At 71.6% G+C, this 17462-nt stretch carries 15 protein-coding genes and 1 pseudogene; 8 read left to right on the plus strand and 8 right to left on the minus strand.

What is annotated here, in order from left to right:
- Positions 1–10 precede the first annotated feature (10 nt).
- Positions 11–335 (minus strand): annotated as a pseudogene (locus ACFWP3_RS05075) (TSUP family transporter); the annotation flags it as partial.
- A gap of 119 nt (positions 336–454) precedes the next feature.
- Between ACFWP3_RS05075 and ACFWP3_RS05080 the strand changes: the two are divergent.
- The 3 genes from ACFWP3_RS05080 to ACFWP3_RS05090 all read left to right on the plus strand — a co-directional run bounded on the left by ACFWP3_RS05080 (position 455) and on the right by ACFWP3_RS05090 (position 3328).
- The gene (locus ACFWP3_RS05080; RefSeq protein WP_384216294.1) at positions 455–1039 is read left to right on the plus strand and encodes a TetR/AcrR family transcriptional regulator; all 585 of its coding nucleotides are present in this window, start codon (positions 455–457) and stop codon (positions 1037–1039) included.
- Between the two features lie 131 nt (positions 1040–1170).
- Positions 1171–2544: an MFS transporter gene (locus tag ACFWP3_RS05085; RefSeq protein ID WP_384216296.1), complete on the plus strand. Its 1374-nt coding sequence runs from the start codon at positions 1171–1173 to the stop codon at positions 2542–2544.
- Positions 2545–2569: 25 nt separating this feature from the next.
- Positions 2570–3328 carry an SDR family NAD(P)-dependent oxidoreductase gene (locus tag ACFWP3_RS05090; RefSeq protein WP_384216298.1) on the plus strand — a complete coding sequence of 253 codons (759 nt, stop codon included), beginning with the start codon at positions 2570–2572 and terminating at the stop codon, positions 3326–3328.
- A 31-nt stretch (positions 3329–3359) separates the two neighbouring features.
- On the opposite strand, the gene ACFWP3_RS05095 is transcribed toward ACFWP3_RS05090, so the two are convergent.
- Positions 3360–3683: a hypothetical protein gene (locus ACFWP3_RS05095; RefSeq protein WP_384216300.1), complete on the minus strand. Its 324-nt coding sequence runs from the start codon at positions 3681–3683 to the stop codon at positions 3360–3362.
- Positions 3684–3883: 200 nt separating this feature from the next.
- Here ACFWP3_RS05095 and ACFWP3_RS05100 point away from each other — a divergent pair, with 200 nt between their 5' ends.
- The 3 genes from ACFWP3_RS05100 to ACFWP3_RS05110 all read left to right on the plus strand — a co-directional run bounded on the left by ACFWP3_RS05100 (position 3884) and on the right by ACFWP3_RS05110 (position 6314).
- Positions 3884–4486, plus strand: a complete 603-nt coding sequence (locus ACFWP3_RS05100) for an HdeD family acid-resistance protein (RefSeq protein WP_384216302.1) — start codon at positions 3884–3886, stop codon at positions 4484–4486.
- Positions 4486–5916, plus strand: a complete 1431-nt coding sequence (locus ACFWP3_RS05105; RefSeq protein ID WP_384216304.1) for a DUF2252 domain-containing protein — start codon at positions 4486–4488, stop codon at positions 5914–5916. Before ACFWP3_RS05100 ends, ACFWP3_RS05105 begins: the two co-directional genes overlap by 1 nt.
- A gap of 161 nt (positions 5917–6077) precedes the next feature.
- A complete protein-coding gene (locus ACFWP3_RS05110) occupies positions 6078–6314 on the plus strand; it encodes a response regulator transcription factor (RefSeq protein WP_384216306.1) in 237 nt (78 codons plus the stop codon).
- A 63-nt stretch (positions 6315–6377) separates the two neighbouring features.
- Here ACFWP3_RS05110 and ACFWP3_RS05115 read toward each other — a convergent pair whose 3' ends face one another.
- Positions 6378–10172 carry a hypothetical protein gene (locus ACFWP3_RS05115; protein WP_384216308.1) on the minus strand — a complete coding sequence of 1265 codons (3795 nt, stop codon included), beginning with the start codon at positions 10170–10172 and terminating at the stop codon, positions 6378–6380.
- A gap of 147 nt (positions 10173–10319) precedes the next feature.
- On the opposite strand from ACFWP3_RS05115, the gene ACFWP3_RS05120 reads away from it, so the two are divergent.
- Positions 10320–10787: an RICIN domain-containing protein gene (locus ACFWP3_RS05120; RefSeq protein WP_384216309.1), complete on the plus strand. Its 468-nt coding sequence runs from the start codon at positions 10320–10322 to the stop codon at positions 10785–10787.
- 190 nt (positions 10788–10977) lie between these two features.
- Positions 10978–11586, plus strand: coding sequence for a GPP34 family phosphoprotein (locus ACFWP3_RS05125; RefSeq protein WP_384216311.1), 609 nt, complete (start codon positions 10978–10980; stop codon positions 11584–11586).
- 188 nt (positions 11587–11774) lie between these two features.
- On the opposite strand, the gene ACFWP3_RS05130 is transcribed toward ACFWP3_RS05125, so the two are convergent.
- The 5 genes from ACFWP3_RS05130 to ACFWP3_RS05150 all read right to left on the minus strand — a co-directional run bounded on the left by ACFWP3_RS05130 (position 11775) and on the right by ACFWP3_RS05150 (position 17441).
- Positions 11775–12653, minus strand: a complete 879-nt coding sequence (locus tag ACFWP3_RS05130; protein ID WP_384216313.1) for a geranyl diphosphate 2-C-methyltransferase — start codon at positions 12651–12653, stop codon at positions 11775–11777.
- 24 nt (positions 12654–12677) lie between these two features.
- Positions 12678–14042, minus strand: coding sequence for a family 2 encapsulin nanocompartment cargo protein terpene cyclase (locus tag ACFWP3_RS05135; RefSeq protein ID WP_384216315.1), 1365 nt, complete (start codon positions 14040–14042; stop codon positions 12678–12680).
- Between the two features lie 222 nt (positions 14043–14264).
- Entirely contained in the window at positions 14265–15677 is a 1413-nt protein-coding gene (locus ACFWP3_RS05140; RefSeq protein ID WP_384216317.1) for a family 2B encapsulin nanocompartment shell protein, read from the minus strand.
- Between the two features lie 238 nt (positions 15678–15915).
- On the minus strand, positions 15916–16830 hold the full coding sequence (locus tag ACFWP3_RS05145; protein WP_384216319.1) for an SDR family oxidoreductase: 915 nt from the start codon (positions 16828–16830) through the stop codon (positions 15916–15918).
- Positions 16827–17441, minus strand: coding sequence for a TetR/AcrR family transcriptional regulator (locus ACFWP3_RS05150; protein WP_384216321.1), 615 nt, complete (start codon positions 17439–17441; stop codon positions 16827–16829). The genes ACFWP3_RS05145 and ACFWP3_RS05150 overlap by 4 nt, the downstream gene beginning before the upstream one ends.
- Positions 17442–17462: the final 21 nt, after the last annotated feature.

Raw genomic sequence — 17462 nt, forward strand, 5'->3', positions numbered from 1 at the left:
ACGACTACCTGACGAGAGCGGCGATCAGTACGCGGAAGACCGCGGGACCCGGCAGTGCGAAGACCCTGAGGGCGGCTCCGGCGACCACCCCGGGCAGGGTCCCGATCACCAGGTGGCGGGTGAGCGGCGACCGCAGAGTGCCGTCCGGTGGTACCGCCACAGGGCGCCGGGCCGGCGACGACGTTGTACCGGAGGTTCGTCGGGGTGACGGCCGGGTTCGGGACGCCGAAGAGGCTGAGCTGCACCGGAAGCAGGAACACCGCTCCGGAGACCCCGACCGGCGCGGTCACCAGGGAGATCAGCAACCCGGCTGCCGGACCTGCCGCAACAGCCACCCGTCCACCACTGCCCCCGCCCGAAGATCGTCCGGCCAGTATCGCCCGCCCCCGACCCCAACACAGGGCCGACACAGGATTATTGACCGATCGTTCTAGATAGGCTTATGATCTTCAGCATGGCCCGGACCAAGGAATTCGACCCCGACGCCGCGCTGCAGTCAGCCCTCGAGCTGTTCTGGCAGCGCGGCTACGAGGCGACGTCGCTGACGGACCTCGTCGACCACCTGGGCATCGGCCGCGCCAGCCTCTACGCGACCTTCGGCAGCAAGCACGAGCTGTACCTGAAGGCGATGGACCGGTACGCCGAGACGCACAACCCGCCGCTCCTGTCGGAGCTGTCCCAGCCGGGGCCCGCCCTGCCTGCGGTTCGGGCGCTGGTACGGCGCTTCGCCGCGGAGGCCGCCTCCCCCGGAACCCGGCTGAACGGCTGCTTCGTCACCAACACGGCGGCCGAGTTGGCCGCGCACGACCACACCGCGGCCCGCCGGGTCGAGACCAGCTGGGAACACCTCGAAGCCGTACTGCACTCCGCACTCGTACGGGCCCGGGCCCAGGGCGAGCTGCCCGAGCACCGGGATCCGCACGCACTGGCCCGCATGCTGCTGGTCCTGCTACAGGGCCTTCGGGTCGTCGGCAAGGCGTCGAGCGACCCCGCCCGGGTACGGGACGCGGCCGAGCAGGCACTGACCCTGCTGGACTGACCTCAACCCCAACCTAAGCCGCACCAAACCGAACCAAACCAAACCGACCCATCCGAACGGCACGCACCGAAGCCACCCGGCTTCCTTCTTCATGCCCAGATATTGAACCGATCAGTCAAGAATGGTGGGACATGAAAACGCAGGAGAGGACCGCCGCGGCCGCCGCCGCAGACGCCGCCCCGGTCTCCGCCACGCGCCACCGCTACGCCTTCGTCCTGCTCGGCGGCGTCCAGGCCGTGCTGATCTTCACGCTCGCCGCGATCAACGTGCCGCTGCCCCGCATCGGGCATGAACTAGGCCTGCAACGCTCCGACTTGATCCTGCTCAGCGCCGCCTACGGACTGACCTTCGCCGGGCTGCTGCTGTTCGGCGGACGCCTCGCCGACCGCTACGGCGGCCGGCGCGTCCTCACCGCCGGCCTGGCCCTCTTCGCCGGCGCCTCGGCCGCCGCCCCGCTCGCCCCCGGCATCGAGGCACTGCTCGCGGCGCGCTTCGCACAGGGCGCGGGCGCGGCCCTGGTCGCGCCGGCCGCCATGGCGGTGCTGCGCGCCGTCTTCCCCTCTTCGGCCGCCTACGGCAAGGCCATGGCCACGTGGGGCGGGCTGTCCGTGCTCGGCGCGACGGCCGGCAATCTGCTCTCCGGGGTCATCTCGTCGCTGCTGTCGTGGCGTTGGACCTTCGCCGTACCGCTCGTGGTGGCGATCGCGGCCCTCGCCCTCACGCCGCGGCTGCTGCCGGACACCGCACCCGACCGGAGCAGGACCCTCGACCTGCCCGGGGCCCTGCTCGCCACCGTCGGGATCACCCTGGCCAGTTGCGGGCTCGTCGTCACCGAGGCCCACTCCTGGTCCTCGGCCGCGGTGCTCGTGCCGCTGCTCGCCGGAGCAGCGCTGCTGGCCGCGTTCTGGTACGCCGAGCGCCGGGGCGCCGACCCGCTGCTGCCGCCCCGCTTCCTGCTCGACCGGCGGCGGGCCCTCGCCCTCACCGCCATCGCCATGAGCGCCTGCGGCACCGCGATGGCCTTCGTGGTCCTCTCGCTCCACCTCCAGCAGGTGCGCGACTGGTCGCAGTTGCAGACCTCGGCCGCTTTCGTTCCGTTCGCCGTCACGCTGATCGCCTCGGGCCGCGCGGCGAGCCCCCTGATCGGCCGCTACGGTGCCCGAGCCGTCACGGTCGCCGGACTGGCCACGGGCGCGGCCGGGCTCGCCGTCCTCGCGTTCACCGGGCTCGACGCGCACACCTCGTACGCCTACGGGCTGTTGCCGGGGCTCCTGCTGCTCCCGGCCGGCACGGCGGCCTCCTTCGCGGGCGGCGCCGTACTCGCCACCGAAGGCGTACCGCAGGGGCAGACCGGGCTCGCCGGGGGCGTGTTGAACACCGCGATGGAGTTCGGCCCGACCATCCTCTTCGCCGTCCTGCTCACCCTGGGCAGCGACGCCTCGTCCCTGGGCGCGGCGGGGGCCGCCTTCGCCCTCGTCGCCCTCCTGAACCACCGCACCAAGTAACCCCTCTCTCAAGGAAGTCACCCACATGAACCGCTTCACCGGCAAGACCGTCCTCGTCACCGGCGCAGGCTCGGGCCTCGGCCGCGCGATCGCACTCGCCTTCGCCGCCGAGGGCGCATCGGTGGTCGTCGCGGGACGCACCGCGGCCTCCCTGGACGAGACGGTCGGCCTCATCGAGGCCGCGCACGGCACGGCCGCCGCCGTCACGGCCGACGTCACCGACGCAGGCCAGCTCCAGAACCTCGTGCTCGAGAGCGTCAACCGCTTCGGCACGCTCGACATCGCGGTCAACAACGCCGGGATACTCCGCGGCACCGTACCCGTCGACGAGGTGAGCGAGGAGGACTGGGACGCGGTGCTGCGGACGAACGTCACCGGTGTCTGGCTGGCCATGAAGCACGAGATCGCCCATATGAAGGCGAACGGCGGCGGCACCATCGTCAACATCTCCTCGAACCTCGGCGCGCACCAGCGGATCCCGAACGCCGCCGCGTACATCACCTCGAAGGCCGCCGTCACCGCCCTGACCCGGGCCGCCGCTCTCGACCACATCCACCAGGGCATCCGCATCAACGCGGTCAGCCCGGGCGCCTCCGCCGCGCCGATGTCGCTGCAGCCGGGCGAGAGCGAGGCCGGCCGTGCCGAGCGGGTGAAGGGCGAGAACCCCCTCGGCCGGGTGGCGGAGGCCGAGGAGGTGGCCGCCGCGGTGCTCTACATCGCCTCCCCCGCGGCCGGCTCGGTGGTCGGCACCGACCTCGTGATCGACAGCGGGTCTTCGGCCTGACGATGCCCCGGCCACCGGCGGGGGGCCGGGGTCAGCAGGTGACGACCTTGCCGTAGGAACCGCGGCCCCAGTTCCACTCCCACTGCTCTCCCTTCTGATACGTCAGACAGCGGGAGTCGGGGCCCCGGTCGATGACCACCTTCAGGTGCATCGCCACGTCGCAGGTGTTGGTCACCTTCACGTACTTCTCGTGCTTCACGACGTCCCGCTTGACGCAGGCCGGTGCGGTGTTCGCGGCGTGGGCACTGACGGGGGTGACGAGGAGCGGGGCGAGAGCCGCGGCGGCGACGAGGACCGCCGTGCGCAGGGCCGCCCGTGCGGCAGAGTGCCTGATGTCGTCCTTTGTATGGATCATGAGGCCACAACTACAGGCAACCGCCGACCGCCCGACAGGGATCCCCGAGCGAACCCCCCGAACGAGGTACCCCCGGCCCCCGCGAGGTCAGCGGAGCCCGCCGGAGCGGCGAGCCACACCGCACCGGCCTAAACTGGAGCCGCAGCCAGTCAGGCACATCGGGTGGCCCGGGAGTGCCTCTGGCCGGCCCGGGAGGCGTGATGACCGTACCCTCCGACGCAGCGCCCGAGCGCCCGCAGAACGACCCCGAGGACGTGCTCAGACAGCTCGGCGGCTCGTGGCAGTGGGCGCTCGGCTTCGCCCTCGCGACTCTGATCCCCGGCATCCTCGTACTCGTCTGGCCGGGCGAGACGCTGCACATCCTGGCCGTGATCATCGGCCTTCAGCTCCTGGTGGCCGGCGGCTTCCGCTTCGTCACGGCCTTCTCGCACAGCAGGGACGGGGGCGGCAGCAGGCTGGCGGGAGTCCTGATCGCCATGCTGGCGTTCCTGGCGGGTGTCCTGGTGCTGCGGCACCCGATGCAGACGATCGGTGCGCTGTCCCTGGTCGTCGGGGTGTTCTGGCTGCTGACGGGAGTGCTGACCGCGTACGTCGCGATCGCGGACCGCGCGCTCCTGCACCGCGGCCTGCTCTTCGCGCTGGGCGCCCTGGGCGCCGTCGCCGGAATCGTCGTGCTCAGCTTCCCGGTGGACTCCGCGGTGGCCCTGACGCGCCTGCTGGGGCTGTGGCTCGTCCTGCTCGGCGTCTTCGAAGTGGTGATGGCCCTCGCACTGCGCGGGGCCACCCGTCAGGTCAGCCGGTGATGGCCCGTACCTCGACCACCGCGATGCGAGCGGTACCGCACAGCACCCCGGCGGAACGCGCGGCCCGCGGCAAGGAGGCCCGCAGACGTGCGCCCCGGTCGCGGCACGCCGTGTACCGGCCGTCCCCGGACCGGCCCGACCCGCTGGAGATCCTGGAGGCGCAGTCCGCGGCGCGGGTACCGGAGCTGGTGCCGATCCGCTACGGCAGGATGTCGGAGTCTCCCTTCCGGTTCTATCGGGGAGCCGCCGCGATCATGGCGTCCGACCTGGCCGGCACCCCGGACTCGGGGATCACGGCCCAGCTGTGCGGGGACGCGCACCTGCTGAACTTCCGGCTGTTGGCCTCCCCGGAGCGGCGGCTGATGTTCGACATCAACGACTTCGACGAGACGCTTCCCGGCCCCTGGGAGTGGGACGTCAAACGCCTGTCGGCGAGCCTGGTCATCGCGGGCCGGGCGAACGGCTTCGACGACGCCGAGCGCGCGCGCATCGTCAGCTCCGGCGTGCGCTCGTACCGCGAGGCGATGCGCGGTTTCGCGGGCATGGGCAACCTCGACGTCTGGTACGCGAAGATCGACTCGGACCGTCTGGAGGCCCTGGCCGCCGATCAGCTCGACGCGAGCGGGCGCAAGAAGCTGGCCGGTGCGCTGGCGAAGGCCCGTACGCGTGACTCCTTGCAGGCTTTCGGGAAGCTCACGGAGCTGGTCGGCGGACGGCCGAGAATCGCGGCGGACGCTCCGCTGCTGGTTCCGATCGCGGACCTCCTGCCGGACGTCGAGCGCGGTGTGCTCGAAGACCGGTTCCGGCAGCTGCTCGACCGCTACGGCCGGACGATCGCGAGCGACCGGCGGGCGCTCCTGGAGGACTACCGGATGGTCGACATGGCCCGCAAGGTGGTCGGCGTCGGCAGTGTCGGTACGCGCTGCTGGATCCTGTTGCTGCTCGGCCGCGACGGCAGGGACCCGCTCCTCCTACAGGCCAAGGAAGCCGACACCTCCGTGCTCGCCGCCCATGTCGGCGCGAGCCGGTACGACAACCAGGGCGAGCGCGTGGTCGCGGGCCAGCGGCTGATGCAGGCGGCCAGCGACATCTTCCTCGGCTGGGAACGGCTCGAGGGGCTCGACGGCGTGCAGCGCGACTTCTACGTCCGCCAGCTGCGCGACTGGAAGGGGATCGCCATGCCGGAAACGATGTCGCCCGGGCAGCTGAGCACGTTCGGCGAGGTGTGCGGCATCACTCTGGCCCGGGCCCACGCACGGTCGGGCGACCGGATCGCGATCGCCGCCTACCTGGGCCGCGGCGATACCTTCGACCGGGCGCTGGTCGGCTTCGCCGAGGCCTATGCCGACCAGAACGAGCGGGACCATCAGGCCCTGGTCGACGCGATCCGCGCGGAACGGCTGCCCGCGCGACCGCTGCCGACCGCCTGACCAGGCCTTTCGGCCCTTGTCACACGCCTGTGACAGTCGGCGGACACGCTCGCGACGTGACCCAGCCAGTCTTTTAACAACAGACAAACCCGGGCATTCAGCCCACCTGCTTTCGAGGGCGCGAGCAGTGATGACCCAGCCGATCCGGCGGAGGAAATCCCATGAGCCTCACCCTCACCACCCCCCACACCCCGGCCCCCACCGCCACCGCCACGCTGGCCCCGCGCGAGCAGGAAGCCCTGCGCCACATCGCCGCCGGCCGCACCTACCTGCAGACCGCCCGCACCATGGGACTGTCCAAGCACACCGTCGACGCCTACCTCCGCCGCATCCGCGCCAAGCTGGGCATCAACACGACGGCGGAGATGACCCGCCTGGCCGTCTCCCTGGGGCTGTGACATCGCGCCACTCCTACGATACGCCGAGTCACCTTCCAGGGCGGAACCCCGTACGAAGGGCCGTCAATCGGCGGGGCAGGGCGGGCTGAAGTCGACCGCCGGGAAGTGCCGCGCCCATTGGGCCTTGGTGATCCTGGGGTGGGCGCTGTCGCAGATGCGGGCCACGACCCGGTCCGGTTCGGTGTCCCACAGCCGGATCGTGAAGTCGTTCCCGCCGGTGGCCAGGGTCTTGCCGTCGGGGCTGAACGCCACCGCCGGTACCGGGTTCGCGTGGCCGGTGAGGGCCGTGGGCGCGGCCGTACCGTTCACGTCCCACAGCAGGGCCTTGCTGTCCGCGGCGCCGGCCGCCAGCCGGCGGCCGTCCGCGGCGAGGCTCAGCGTGTAGATCCAGGAGCCGGACGCCGACAGCTGCCTCGCCTTCGCCGGGCGGCCCATGTCCTTGACGTCGATCAGCCAGACCGTCCTGTCCGTCCGGTGGATCGCGGCCAGCGCACGGTTGTCCGGGCTGAACACGCCTCCGGTCAGGGGGTCGGACCGGAACGGGGACGGCAGCTCCCGGGGGCTGCGCGGATCGGCGATGTCCCAGAAGCGGAGCGAACCGCTCTCGCCGGTGCTCGTCACCAGCGTGCGGCCGTCCGGCCGGAACGAGGCCAGCGTGACGTGCGGCCCGCCCTCGCCGATCCGGCTCAGCGGCCGGGGTCGGCCCGGATCGGCCATGTCCCACAGTCCGGCCCCCTGCTGAGCCCAGACGACGAGCAGACGCCCGTCCGGGCCGAAGCCGGCGCCCCCGACCTCGCCGGAGCCGGGGGTGAGGACCGAGGTCAGCCGCGGTGCGCGCGGATCGGCCACGTCCCAGACGCGGACGGTGGTGTCCTCGCTCGCGGTGACGAGGGTCCGCCCGTCCGGGCTGAAGGCCACGGACCGGACGAACTTGGTGTGCCCGTTCAGGACCGACAGCGGCCACAGGGCCCGGCCGCCGGTGACCTGCCACAGCCGTGCGGTGCCGTCCCAGCTGGCGCTGGCCAGCAGCCGGCCGCCGGGGCTGAACGCCAGGGACGTGACCACGTCGTCGTGGGTGGCGAGGGACAGGTCCCGCAGGTCCAGGAGCCGGTCGGAGTTGACGAACGTACGGCCGTCCGGGCTGAACGCCGCTTGGTACGCACCACCTTGAACCGTGCTGAACCGCTTCGGGTGTGCCGGGGCGGCGACGTCCCAGAACAGGGTGGATCCCCCCACCGAGACCAGCGTGCGGCCGTCCTGACTGAACGCCACCGACCAGACGATCGCGGAATGGCCCAGCAGCACGGCCGGTTGTCGCGTCCGCGGGCTGCCGCCGATGTCCCAGACCCGCGCGGTGCGATCCCAGCTGCCGGTCGCCACGGTCCGGCCGTCAGGGCCGAAGGCGGCCGAGGTCACCGTATCGGTGTGTCCGCGCAGGACGTCGAGGAGGAGCGGGCGCACGGGGTCGGTGACATTCCACAGTCGTGCGGTGGTGTCACCGGTGGTGGCCAGCGTGCGGCCGTCCGGACTGAACGTCACGGAGGTGACCGGGCCGGTGTGGCCCGGTACGTCGGCCACCAGCCGCGGGCGGCGGGGGTCCTTCACGTCCCACAGCCGCGCCGCGCCGTCGCTGTGCCCGGTGGCGATGACTCCGCCGGGCCCGGACGCCACCCACGTCGGCGCGGACCGCTGGTCCGGCAGCGTGCTGAGCTCGGCGGGCGCCCGCCGGTTCGTCACGTCCCACAGCCGCACCGATCGTTCGCCCGCCGTGGCCAGGACCCGGCCGTCCGCACCGAACGCCACCGACCTCAGCTCCTCCGGCTGGTTCAGGACGGCCAGCTGTACGGGGCGGTGGGCGTTCCCGGTGTCCCACAGCCGGACCGTGCGGTCCCAGCTCGCGGTGGCCAGGACCGTGCTCTTCGGGGCGAAGGAGATCGAGACCAGGTCGGAGGTGTGGCCGGTGAGCCTGCTCGTGTACGGCGTCGCGAACGCGGTCATCAACTGGTCGCGGACATCGCCGGTGGCCGCGAGCCGGTACGCGGCCAGGTTCAGCTGTACGGCGAGCGCGGGGTTGTGCTGCCGTACCTCGGCCGCGTCCGCGGCGGCCTTCCGCGCGATGGCCACGTTGCGCTGCCGGATGGCCGAGTCGCGCGAGTCGACGGCCAGCCCGCCCGCGGTCGCCGCGACGGCCACCAGCACGGTGAGCAGCGTGACCAGCTGCCGCAGCCGGACCGTCCGCCGCCTGACCTCCGCCGTCTCACCGGCCTGCGCTTCCCGGCTCGCGTCGAGGAAGCGGCGTTCCCTGGAGCTCAGCCGGCTGCCGTCGGCGGCGGCCAGGTCCAGCGCCGCAGCCAGGCGGGCGCCCCGGTACAAGGCGTGCGGGTCGCGGTCCTGTGCTTCCCAGCCGGCGGTCGCTTCGGTGAGCTGCCGGTGCAGGAGCAGTCGGTCCCGGTCCTCGGTCAGCCAGCCGCGCAGCCGCGGCCAGCACCGGATGATCGCCTCGTGGGTGATCTCGACGTACCCCTCGTCCAGGGTCACCAGCCGTTGCCGGGCGAGGGATTCGAGCACGCGGGCGGTGTCGGGGTTCGGGTCCAGCTCGTTCCTGGTGATCCGGCGCCTGGTGTCCTCCGTACCGTCGCCCAGCGCGGTCAGCCGCAGGAACAGCGCTCTGGCGAGCTCCTGCTGCGCCGGCGACAGCGCCCGGTAGGCGGACTCGGCGGTGTGCGCGAGCGCGTGCCGGATGCCGCCGGCCGCCAGATATCCGTCCAGGGTGAGGCGGCTGCCGCTGCGACGGCGCCAGGTCTCCGCCATGGCGTGCGAGACCAGCGGCAGCGCGCCCGGCTGACCGGTCGCGTCCGCGACCACGGCCGCCAGCAGCGGGCCGGTCACCGTGCAGTCGGCGAGCACGGCGGGCCGGGTGATGGCCTCGCGCAGCTCCTGGCTGCTCATCGGGCCGACCGCGATCTGGGCGTCGCGCATCGCCTCGACCAATCCGGGGTGCTGGACGCAGTGTCCGTAGAAGTCGGCGCGCACGCCGAGCACCACCCGGGTCCGGCTGGTGCTCGCCGTGGTGGCGGCGATCAGCATGGCGATGAACGCGTTTCGTTCCTCCGGGTCCCCGCAGAGGGTGAAGACCTCCTCGAACTGGTCGACCACGAGCAGTGCGTCGACGTCCGGTGTGCGGTCGAGTACCGCTTGCCGGATCCGAAGGTGCAGCGCCGTGGGGTCGGCCCGCAGCTCGGCCATCAGCGTGCCGGCCGTCTCCCCCGTGACCGCGGCCAGCCGGACCGCGCACTCCTCCAGGGGACGCGGGCCCGGCGTGAACAGCACCACCGGCCACCCCTCGGCCCGCGCGCGGGCGACGAGCCCCGCCCGCAGCAACGAGGACTTCCCGGATCCGGACGGCCCGAAGACCGTCAGGAACCGGCGCTCGCGCACCTTCGCGAGCAACTCGCCGGTCAGCCGCTCCCGTCCGAAGAAGCGGTCGGCGTCTTCCGGCTGGAACGCCGACAGCCCCGCGTACGGGGCGCCCTGCCCGCCGGTCTCCCCCGGCTCGTCGGCATGGGCGTGCGCGCTGGCGCTCGCGCTCGCGGCGAGCTCGGCGGCGACCGCGTGCCATCGGGTTTCCCATGCGAGACGGTCGCCCTGGCACGCCTCGACGTAGGCGAGCGTGACGCCGAGGCTCGGAAACCGGTGTCCGCCGGCGGCGTCCGACAGTGTCGTGGACGAGTAGTGGGCCTTCCTGGCCAGTGCCCGGTAGGGCGGCCGTCCCGCCGTCTCGCGCAGCTTCCGAAGGTCGGCCGCGAACCGGGTCAGCGGGCCGGTGTCCGGGGCGAGCGGGCGTTCGGGGCGTGGCATGGCCTTCCTCTCCGTGTCTTTCGGCAGCCGTGATGGGTGGTGGTTGTCCAGCTTTTGATGTCCGGAATCCCCGTTCCGGCGCCGGACATCGACCGGTGGCTAGACAGGGGTCAGCGCAACCGCGCAACGGCGATCCGAAGGAGAATCATGAGGGCTGTACGAGGACTGATGCTGCTGGCGGCGGCCACCGGACTGCTGGCCGGCGCGACCTTGACGGGCGGGCCCGCGTTCGCGGCGGCGCCGCTGCTCAAGTCGAACCTGAACGGACGGTGCGCCGACATCTTCATGTTCCATCAGGAGAACGGCGCCTCCGTCGTGACGTGGGACTGCACCGGCAACACCAACCAGCAGTGGCGGTGGGACGGTGAGCAGATCCGGTCGAGCCTGAACGGCAAGTGTCTGGAGATCTACGGCCCCCATCTGGGTGACCAGGGCTCGGTGGCCATGTGGGACTGCAACGGCGGTCTCCACCAGAAGTGGTTCCGCAACGGCAACGAGATCCGCAACCGGGTCAACGGAAAGTGCCTCGACATCCTGGCCGGACGGCCGGAGAACGGCCAGCTCCTGGTGAGCTGGTCCTGCAACGGCGCACTGAGCCAGAGCTGGAACTTCTGAACGCCGGCCCGGCCCGGCGCGCGATGCGCCGGGCCGGGCCGCCGTCGGACTGGATCCGTCGGGCGGCCGCGGCGCGGGCGGCCGCCGCTTCGGTGCCGGCCTTATCCGCTCCTCGGGTGCCAAGAGCGATACTTGGCCGGACCCGCTCCGCGACGGGACGCGGGCTCGGCCGACAACGAGGGAGCCGTACATGACCACGGCGCAAGACCTGTTCACCATCGCCCTGGAACCCCAGCCGGAGCGCAATGTGGGACAGGGCGACCTGTCCCTGTCCCTCGCGGGCGCCGAGCTGATCGACCTCCTCAGTGCGCAGGCCATCGACCTGGACGGCGACCTCATCGTGCCGGGCCCGCAGCCGGCCCTGGACGACCGGCTCCTCGACGCGTCGGCTTCGGCACTCCGTCGGCAGGCGCCGTACGAACACGTCGAGGAGTGGCTGTGGCGCAGGGGCCGTGATCTGGCAGCCGCCTACCAGAGCGCGTTCGAGGAGGACGGCCTGCTGACGCGTGCGCGGCGCGGCCGCCTGGGCCTCGGGGCCGAGCGCATGGAGCTGGCCGACACGCCTGCCCGGCGCCTTGCGCAGACCCGCTGGGAGGAGGACGAACCCGTCCTGGCGGCCCTGGCCGCAGCCATCGGGATCCACCGGGCCGAGGGCGCCCAGGACGATGCGGACCCGGGCAGCGAAGCGGTGACGACCGTGCTGGCCGCCGTCAACGACGCGGTGATGGAACTGGAAGCGGTGCGGCAGCGACGCACGATCGAGAACTCGGCCTTCGCCAACGTATGGCGAGTGCCGTAGCCACCACACCAGGAGATGTCCACTGTTGAAGCGTGTGCCCGGCTGCCCGTCTCCGGGCCCAAACCCGGTCGGCCCGTGCCACCACCGCCGATGCGGAGGGCCGGCGCTGACGGTCGTGTGCGCGGCCCAGCGCCCGGCTTCCGTCCGTTCGTGGACGGAAGCCGGGCCGGCTGGGACGGCGCGGTCGGTCAGACGCGGTCGGCCGCGATCAGGACGTACTGGAAGGAGCCGTCCTTGTAGGAGTTGATGAACGCCTCCTCGATGCCCGTGACCAGGGAGGACGTGGCCCGCAGCTCCCAGTAGGGCAGGGTTTCGGGCGTCAGGTCGATGACGGCCTGCGGTACGAGGCGGTTGTCGGCCATCGCGCGCAGGTACTCCCGCCGGGAGTGGATGTTGCACTCGAAGTGGGCGTTGATCAGGGAGACCCACTTCGAGGGCTGGCCGTAACGCGGGTTCCAGCAGCCCGTGATGGTCACGTAGCGGCCGCCGACCTCGAGGATGCGGGAGTGCTCGGCGAAGAGGTCGTGCAGGTCGACGTACATGCTCGACTCGTTGTTCCACGAGGCCGCGGCCTGCCCGGTCTCGAAGGTGGTGCCGAGCATGTTGCAGACGCGGGCGCGGACGTGGTCCTCGATGCCGAGTTCGCGGGCGCGCTGGTTGGCGAAGTCGGCCTGCTTCGCCGAGAGGGTCACGCCCTCGACCCTGCTCCCGAAGCGCTGGTGGGCCATGACCATCGAGCCGCCGCGGCCGCAGCCGGCGTCCACGAGGGTGTCGTCGCGCCCGATGGGGCCGAGGTGGTCCAGCAGGACTTCGGCCTGTGCCGATTCCAGGCGGTGGAGTTCGGCGATCAGCCGCTGCTCGTAACCGCTGTCGTCCGCGTCGCCGAGCGCTGAACGGTCGACGTCGCCGATGCCGTAGTGGTGGTGATAGAGGCCGTCCACGTCACCGAGACGCAGGTTGACGGGCCTGGCCTCGTGGTCCCAGTAGCGGGCGATGTCCCCTTGGTAGGCAGTCGCCGGGGAGGGAATGAAGACGGAGGTGGCGGCGGTAAGGTCAACATCAGTCATGGAATGTCCCATCGTTGGCAGGCTCTACCAGAAATCGGGCAGGCTGTAGCGGTAGGTGTTGGTCTGGTGCCAGTAGTGGTTGCCGTCGACCCAAGCGGCCACTCCTCGCAGGAAACGCAGCACGCTCGGGACGGGGCAGGCGACGGCCAGGGCGGCGGCTTCGCCCTCGAAGGCGTGCATGAGGTCGTTGTGGACCTCGACCGCCTTCAGGTAGGCGTCCCGCTCGGAGACGCCCTCGCGGTCGGCGATCACCACGGGAAGGTTCAGGTGCCGGCCCGGACTGGCGAGTTCCTTGGTGTACGAGTACAGGTCGTTGACGATGGTGGTCGCGTTCGCGGCGAGCGCGATGACGCGTTGCATGGCGGGCAGCGCGTGGAGGTCCGCCGGAAGTTCGTAGCCGCCGACGGTGTCGGTGATGGTGGGGCAGGGGCGGAAGTTGTTGAACTGCCGCATCGCCAGGTACTCCCACACCTCCGGGACGTGCTCCGTCTCGGCCCAGGCGGCCTCGGCCAGGTAGCCCAGGTGCAGCCGGGCCATGTCGTGCCGGAACCGGTCGGCCTGGGAGGGCGAGGACTGCCCGACGAAGTACTCCATGGCGGAGCGGTAGGCGCGCCGAGGTGCGTCCGAGTGGAGCGACTCCGCCCACTGCGGCTGGTACTCCCCCGTCGTGTGGAGGGGGTCGAGGGCGGTGTGGGCCAGCAGGAGCCGTCCGCCGAGACCGATGGGCGAGCCGCCGTGGTCCTCGCAGTAGCAGTCGTCGACCGCGTTCTCGGCGACCATCAGCCGCGTGGCGAGCATCAGGTGCTCGACGGTCGGAGCGTCCGGATGGCAGGCGACCATGTACCGCCCGACGGAGAAGCCGTCGAACTGCTCCTCCCACTCCTCCGGGTACAGCTCGACCTCGTCCATCGCCCAGGCCTTGATCCTGCGGCTGACCTCCTCCACCCGCGCGGGATCGGGCTCGGCCACCGGGTGGTGGTAGAGGCCCGGTACCGGATTGCCGACCACCGTCGCCGGGGCCGCCGTCTCCGCGTCGGCCGCCGCTTCCGCCAACACCGGTTCGGATACCGACACTGGCTGCGGTACGGGCTCTTGAGGTTCCGTCAGGTACAGACCGGCCGTGCCCAGACCGCTCGGGCCGCGCAGGATCCGGTCGAGGACACCCGGGTCGCCGAAGGAGTCGGCGCCGCCCGCGGGTTGCCGTACCGATACGTCAGCGGGTACGACGGCCTCCGCGGCCATGCCGGGAACGGCCGGCACTCCGGGCAGGGCGGGCAGGGCGTCGAGGTCGGCGGTTGCGTGGACCTGGGCGTTCGCGAGGACGTAGGCCCCGAAGTGAGCGGCAGCGGCGGGCACGCCCGATTGGGGGGAAAGCCCGGGGTCGGGCATCCGAAGCTCCTTGTGAGGTGGGTGAGCTGTCTGGCTTCCGGGCATACCCGACCGGCCCGGAAGCTCCGGGAAGGCCGATGCCACGGGAAGCGCATGCCCTGGGCGCGCCCGGGCAGCGGCCCGGGCCATGGCGGCCTGGGGCATGGCGGCCCGGAGCACGGGGCCCGGGCAGTGGGGCGCGGGGCAGTTGAGGGGGCGGGGCAGTTGAGGGGGCGGGGCCCGCTAGTCGCGCCTGCGCCCGATCTGTACGTTCTCCAGCACGCCGAGCGCGTCGGGCACCAGGATGGCGGCGGAGAAGTAGGTGGTGACCAGGTACGAGATGATCGACCGTTCATCGATGCCCATGAAACGCACCGACAGGCCCGGCTCGTACTCCTCCGGCAGGCCCGTCTGACGCAGCCCGATGACGCCCTGGTTCTCCTCGCCGGTTCGCATGACGAGGATCGAGCTGGTGTTCTCCTTGGTGATGGGGATCTTGCTGCACGGCAGGATGGGGACGCCGCGCCAGGCCGGGACCTGCTGCCCGCCGAGATCGACGTGGTCCGGATAGAGCCCGCGCGCGTTGAACTCCCGCCCCATCGCCGCGATCGCCCTGGGGTGGGCCAGGAAGAACTTGGATCCGCGCCGCCGGCAGAGCAGCTCGTCGAGGTCGTCCGGGGTGGGAGGGCCCGAGTGGGTCTGGATCCGCTGCTTGTAGGCGGCGTTGTGGAGGAGGCCGAACTCCCGGTTGTTGATGAGCTCGTGCTCCTGGCGCTCGCGCAGCGCCTCGATGGTGAGCCGGAGTTGCTCCTTGGTCTGGTTCATCGGCTCGTTGTAGAGGTCGGCGACCCTCGTGTGGACCCGCAGCACGGTCTGCGCGAGGGAGAGTTCGTACTCCCGCGGGTTGAGTTCGTAGTCGACGTACGTTCCGGGCAGGTCGGGCTCGCCGGTGTGCCCGGCAGACATCGCGATCTCGGCCTCGCCGTGCTTGTTCTGCCGCTGGAGGGGAAGCGCGCTGAACTGCCGGATGTGGGCCTGGAGGCCGGGCGCCGTGGACACCACGGCAGCGAAGTCGGCACGGGAGAGGGTGAGCAGGGTGCCCGAGGTCTCGGCGGTGGCCGTGCAGTCCCACGTGGCGTCGGCGTCCAGCAGGGCGTTCTCACCGAACTGATCGCCGTCGGCCAGCACCGCGACCGCGACCTCGTCCCCGTACTTGCCCACGGTGGTCTGGCTGATCCGGCCGTGGGCGATGAGGTGGATCCGCTCGGCGGCGGTGCCGCGCTCCGCGAGCACCTCGCCGGCCCGGAAGTCCTGCTGTACGCACCGGATGGCGAGCGCGGTGAGCACCTCCAGGTCGTCGAAGCCCTTCAGCAGGGCCAGTTCGCCGAGTTCGCGGGGGATCACCCGGACGCTGGCGCCGTCCTGGACGAATTCGACGCGCCCGTCGCCGACGGTGTAGCTGAGCCGGCGGTTGACCCGGTAGGTGCCGCCCTTCGTCTCCACCCACGGGAGTACCCGGAGCAGCCAGCGGGAGGTGATCTCCTGCATCTGCGGGGCGGACTTGGTCGTCGTGGCGAGGTTCCGCGCGGCCGCGGTCCCCAGGCTCGACTGCCGAGGCTGCTCCAGCTGCTCTTCCCGGCCGGTGTCAACGGTCATCGGCGACTTCTCCTTCGCAAGGCAACAACGAATTAGGAACAAATATCCGGGAATGGGTCCAGATCCGTTGAGAACCGTATCGGGCGATGCCCGTGCGCCCCGGAGAGGCCGGTGGGATTACCTCAATGAGGTGATCTTGTCGGGCGGGGAGTTTGTCCGGGCCGCTAACGGTATGCCGAGGTGACCGGGGGGCTCCGGAGGCCCAGATGTCGCTTCAGGGACATTTCGACGGTCAGGGTCACAGCGGGTCTCCCAGGGGTCCGTACTCCTCTTCCAGGTTCTCGGCCCAGTGGGCGGCGAAGTCCGGCTGTGTGCCGTCGGCGTCGGTGAAGCCGTACTCCCGGTACAGGCCCCACGTGGCCAGTGCCCGGCCGGTCTTGGCCATGACCTCTGGGTCGGCGGCCAGTGCGGCGACGGCCCGGCCGAGGTAGGCCGGGGTCTCCGAGTGGGCGAAGTTCGGGTCCTGGGCCACACCGTCGCGCCAGTTGGCCTCGGTGACGCCGAAGTGCTCCAGCATGGCCTCCGAGCGCAGGAAACCGGGCGTGATGGCGACGGCCGCGACGCCGTGGGACTTGAGCTCGGCAGCCTGGGCGACGGCGAGGCGGATGACCGCGGACTTCGCCAGGTCGTAGAAGAACGTACCGCGGTAGCGGGCGGTGTTGCCGTCGGTGACCTCCACGACCAGGCCGCTCTTGCGGGCGACCATCAGGGGCAGGGCGAACCGGCTCGTGATCACGTGGGTCTCCACCGCCTGCCGCAACAGCCTCAGCCCGGTGTCCAGTTCCTGCTCCCACAGGGGGTGTTCCCAGTCGGTCAACGGGTCTCCGCCCCATACGGAGTTGACCAGGACGTCGAGCCGTCCGTCCTGTTCGGCGGCGATCCTGTCGACGAGGGCCCGGACCTCGTCGGGACGGCTGTGGTCGGTTCGGGCGGGGATGCCCAGCCCGCCCGCCGCGGTGACCTGTGCGGCCGTCTGCTCGATGGTCTCCGGGCGATCCAGATCGGAGCGTCCGCCCGTGCTGCTGCGGCCGCTGACGTACACCGTGGCGCCGGCGGCGCCGAGTTCGACGGCGATGCCCCGTCCGCCGCCCCGGGTGCCGCCCGCGACCAGGGCCACCTTTCCGGCGAGCGGGCGCGCGTCGGTGGTCGTCATGATTCCTCCAGGTCGTGGCCGTGTCGGGGTGGGAGGTGCGGGGACAGCGCCGCGTCGAGCTCCTGCCGGAGCCGCTGTTCGAGGGTGCCCTCGCGTTCGAGCGCCCAGGTCAGGCCCGCACCGGCGATGACCGCCTGCACCGTGCGGGCCAGTGCCACGGCATCCGTTGCGGCGCGGAGCTCGCCCGCCCCGGCCGCCTCCCTCAGCAGCTCCTCGACGCCCTGCTGCTGCGTACGGTGAATGGCGAGGGCCCGCTCGTACAGCTGCGGGTCGACGAGGTCCACGCACAGGAACGCCAGATGATGGGCGAAGCTCTCCGGCGTGGCCATCGCGGCCGTCGATTCCACCGTCAGCGCGGCCAGGGCCGCGAGCGCCGAGTCGTGCGACCGACGCACCCGTCCGGTCATCTCGCGCGCCTCCTTCTCGGACCGGTCGGCGAGCGCCAGCAGCAGGCCGTGCTTGGACCCGAACCGCTGCACGAGGGTTCCGGGCACCAACCCGACCTCGCCGGCCACGGCGGCCAAGGTGAGCCCTCCCGGCCCCACCCGGCCCATGACCTGCGCCGCCGCACGCAGGATCACCTCGTCCTCGACCCCGCGGGGACGCCCCATCCCTGCCCTCCCTCATTAATA

The organism is Streptomyces sp. NPDC058525, assembly GCF_042719495.1.
Lineage (GTDB): Bacteria > Actinomycetota > Actinomycetes > Streptomycetales > Streptomycetaceae > Streptomyces.

Coding starts and splice junctions, on each gene's coding strand:
- ACFWP3_RS05080 (WP_384216294.1), top strand. CDS start 455: ATGGCCCGGACCAAGGAATTCGACCCCGACGCCGCGCTGCAGTCAGCC.
- ACFWP3_RS05085 (WP_384216296.1), top strand. CDS start 1,171: ATGAAAACGCAGGAGAGGACCGCCGCGGCCGCCGCCGCAGACGCCGCC.
- ACFWP3_RS05090 (WP_384216298.1), top strand. CDS start 2,570: ATGAACCGCTTCACCGGCAAGACCGTCCTCGTCACCGGCGCAGGCTCG.
- ACFWP3_RS05095 (WP_384216300.1), bottom strand. CDS start 3,683: ATGATCCATACAAAGGACGACATCAGGCACTCTGCCGCACGGGCGGCC.
- ACFWP3_RS05100 (WP_384216302.1), top strand. CDS start 3,884: ATGACCGTACCCTCCGACGCAGCGCCCGAGCGCCCGCAGAACGACCCC.
- ACFWP3_RS05105 (WP_384216304.1), top strand. CDS start 4,486: ATGGCCCGTACCTCGACCACCGCGATGCGAGCGGTACCGCACAGCACC.
- ACFWP3_RS05110 (WP_384216306.1), top strand. CDS start 6,078: ATGAGCCTCACCCTCACCACCCCCCACACCCCGGCCCCCACCGCCACC.
- ACFWP3_RS05115 (WP_384216308.1), bottom strand. CDS start 10,172: ATGCCACGCCCCGAACGCCCGCTCGCCCCGGACACCGGCCCGCTGACC.
- ACFWP3_RS05120 (WP_384216309.1), top strand. CDS start 10,320: ATGAGGGCTGTACGAGGACTGATGCTGCTGGCGGCGGCCACCGGACTG.
- ACFWP3_RS05125 (WP_384216311.1), top strand. CDS start 10,978: ATGACCACGGCGCAAGACCTGTTCACCATCGCCCTGGAACCCCAGCCG.
- ACFWP3_RS05130 (WP_384216313.1), bottom strand. CDS start 12,653: ATGACTGATGTTGACCTTACCGCCGCCACCTCCGTCTTCATTCCCTCC.
- ACFWP3_RS05135 (WP_384216315.1), bottom strand. CDS start 14,042: ATGCCCGACCCCGGGCTTTCCCCCCAATCGGGCGTGCCCGCCGCTGCC.
- ACFWP3_RS05140 (WP_384216317.1), bottom strand. CDS start 15,677: ATGACCGTTGACACCGGCCGGGAAGAGCAGCTGGAGCAGCCTCGGCAG.
- ACFWP3_RS05145 (WP_384216319.1), bottom strand. CDS start 16,830: ATGACGACCACCGACGCGCGCCCGCTCGCCGGAAAGGTGGCCCTGGTC.
- ACFWP3_RS05150 (WP_384216321.1), bottom strand. CDS start 17,441: ATGGGGCGTCCCCGCGGGGTCGAGGACGAGGTGATCCTGCGTGCGGCG.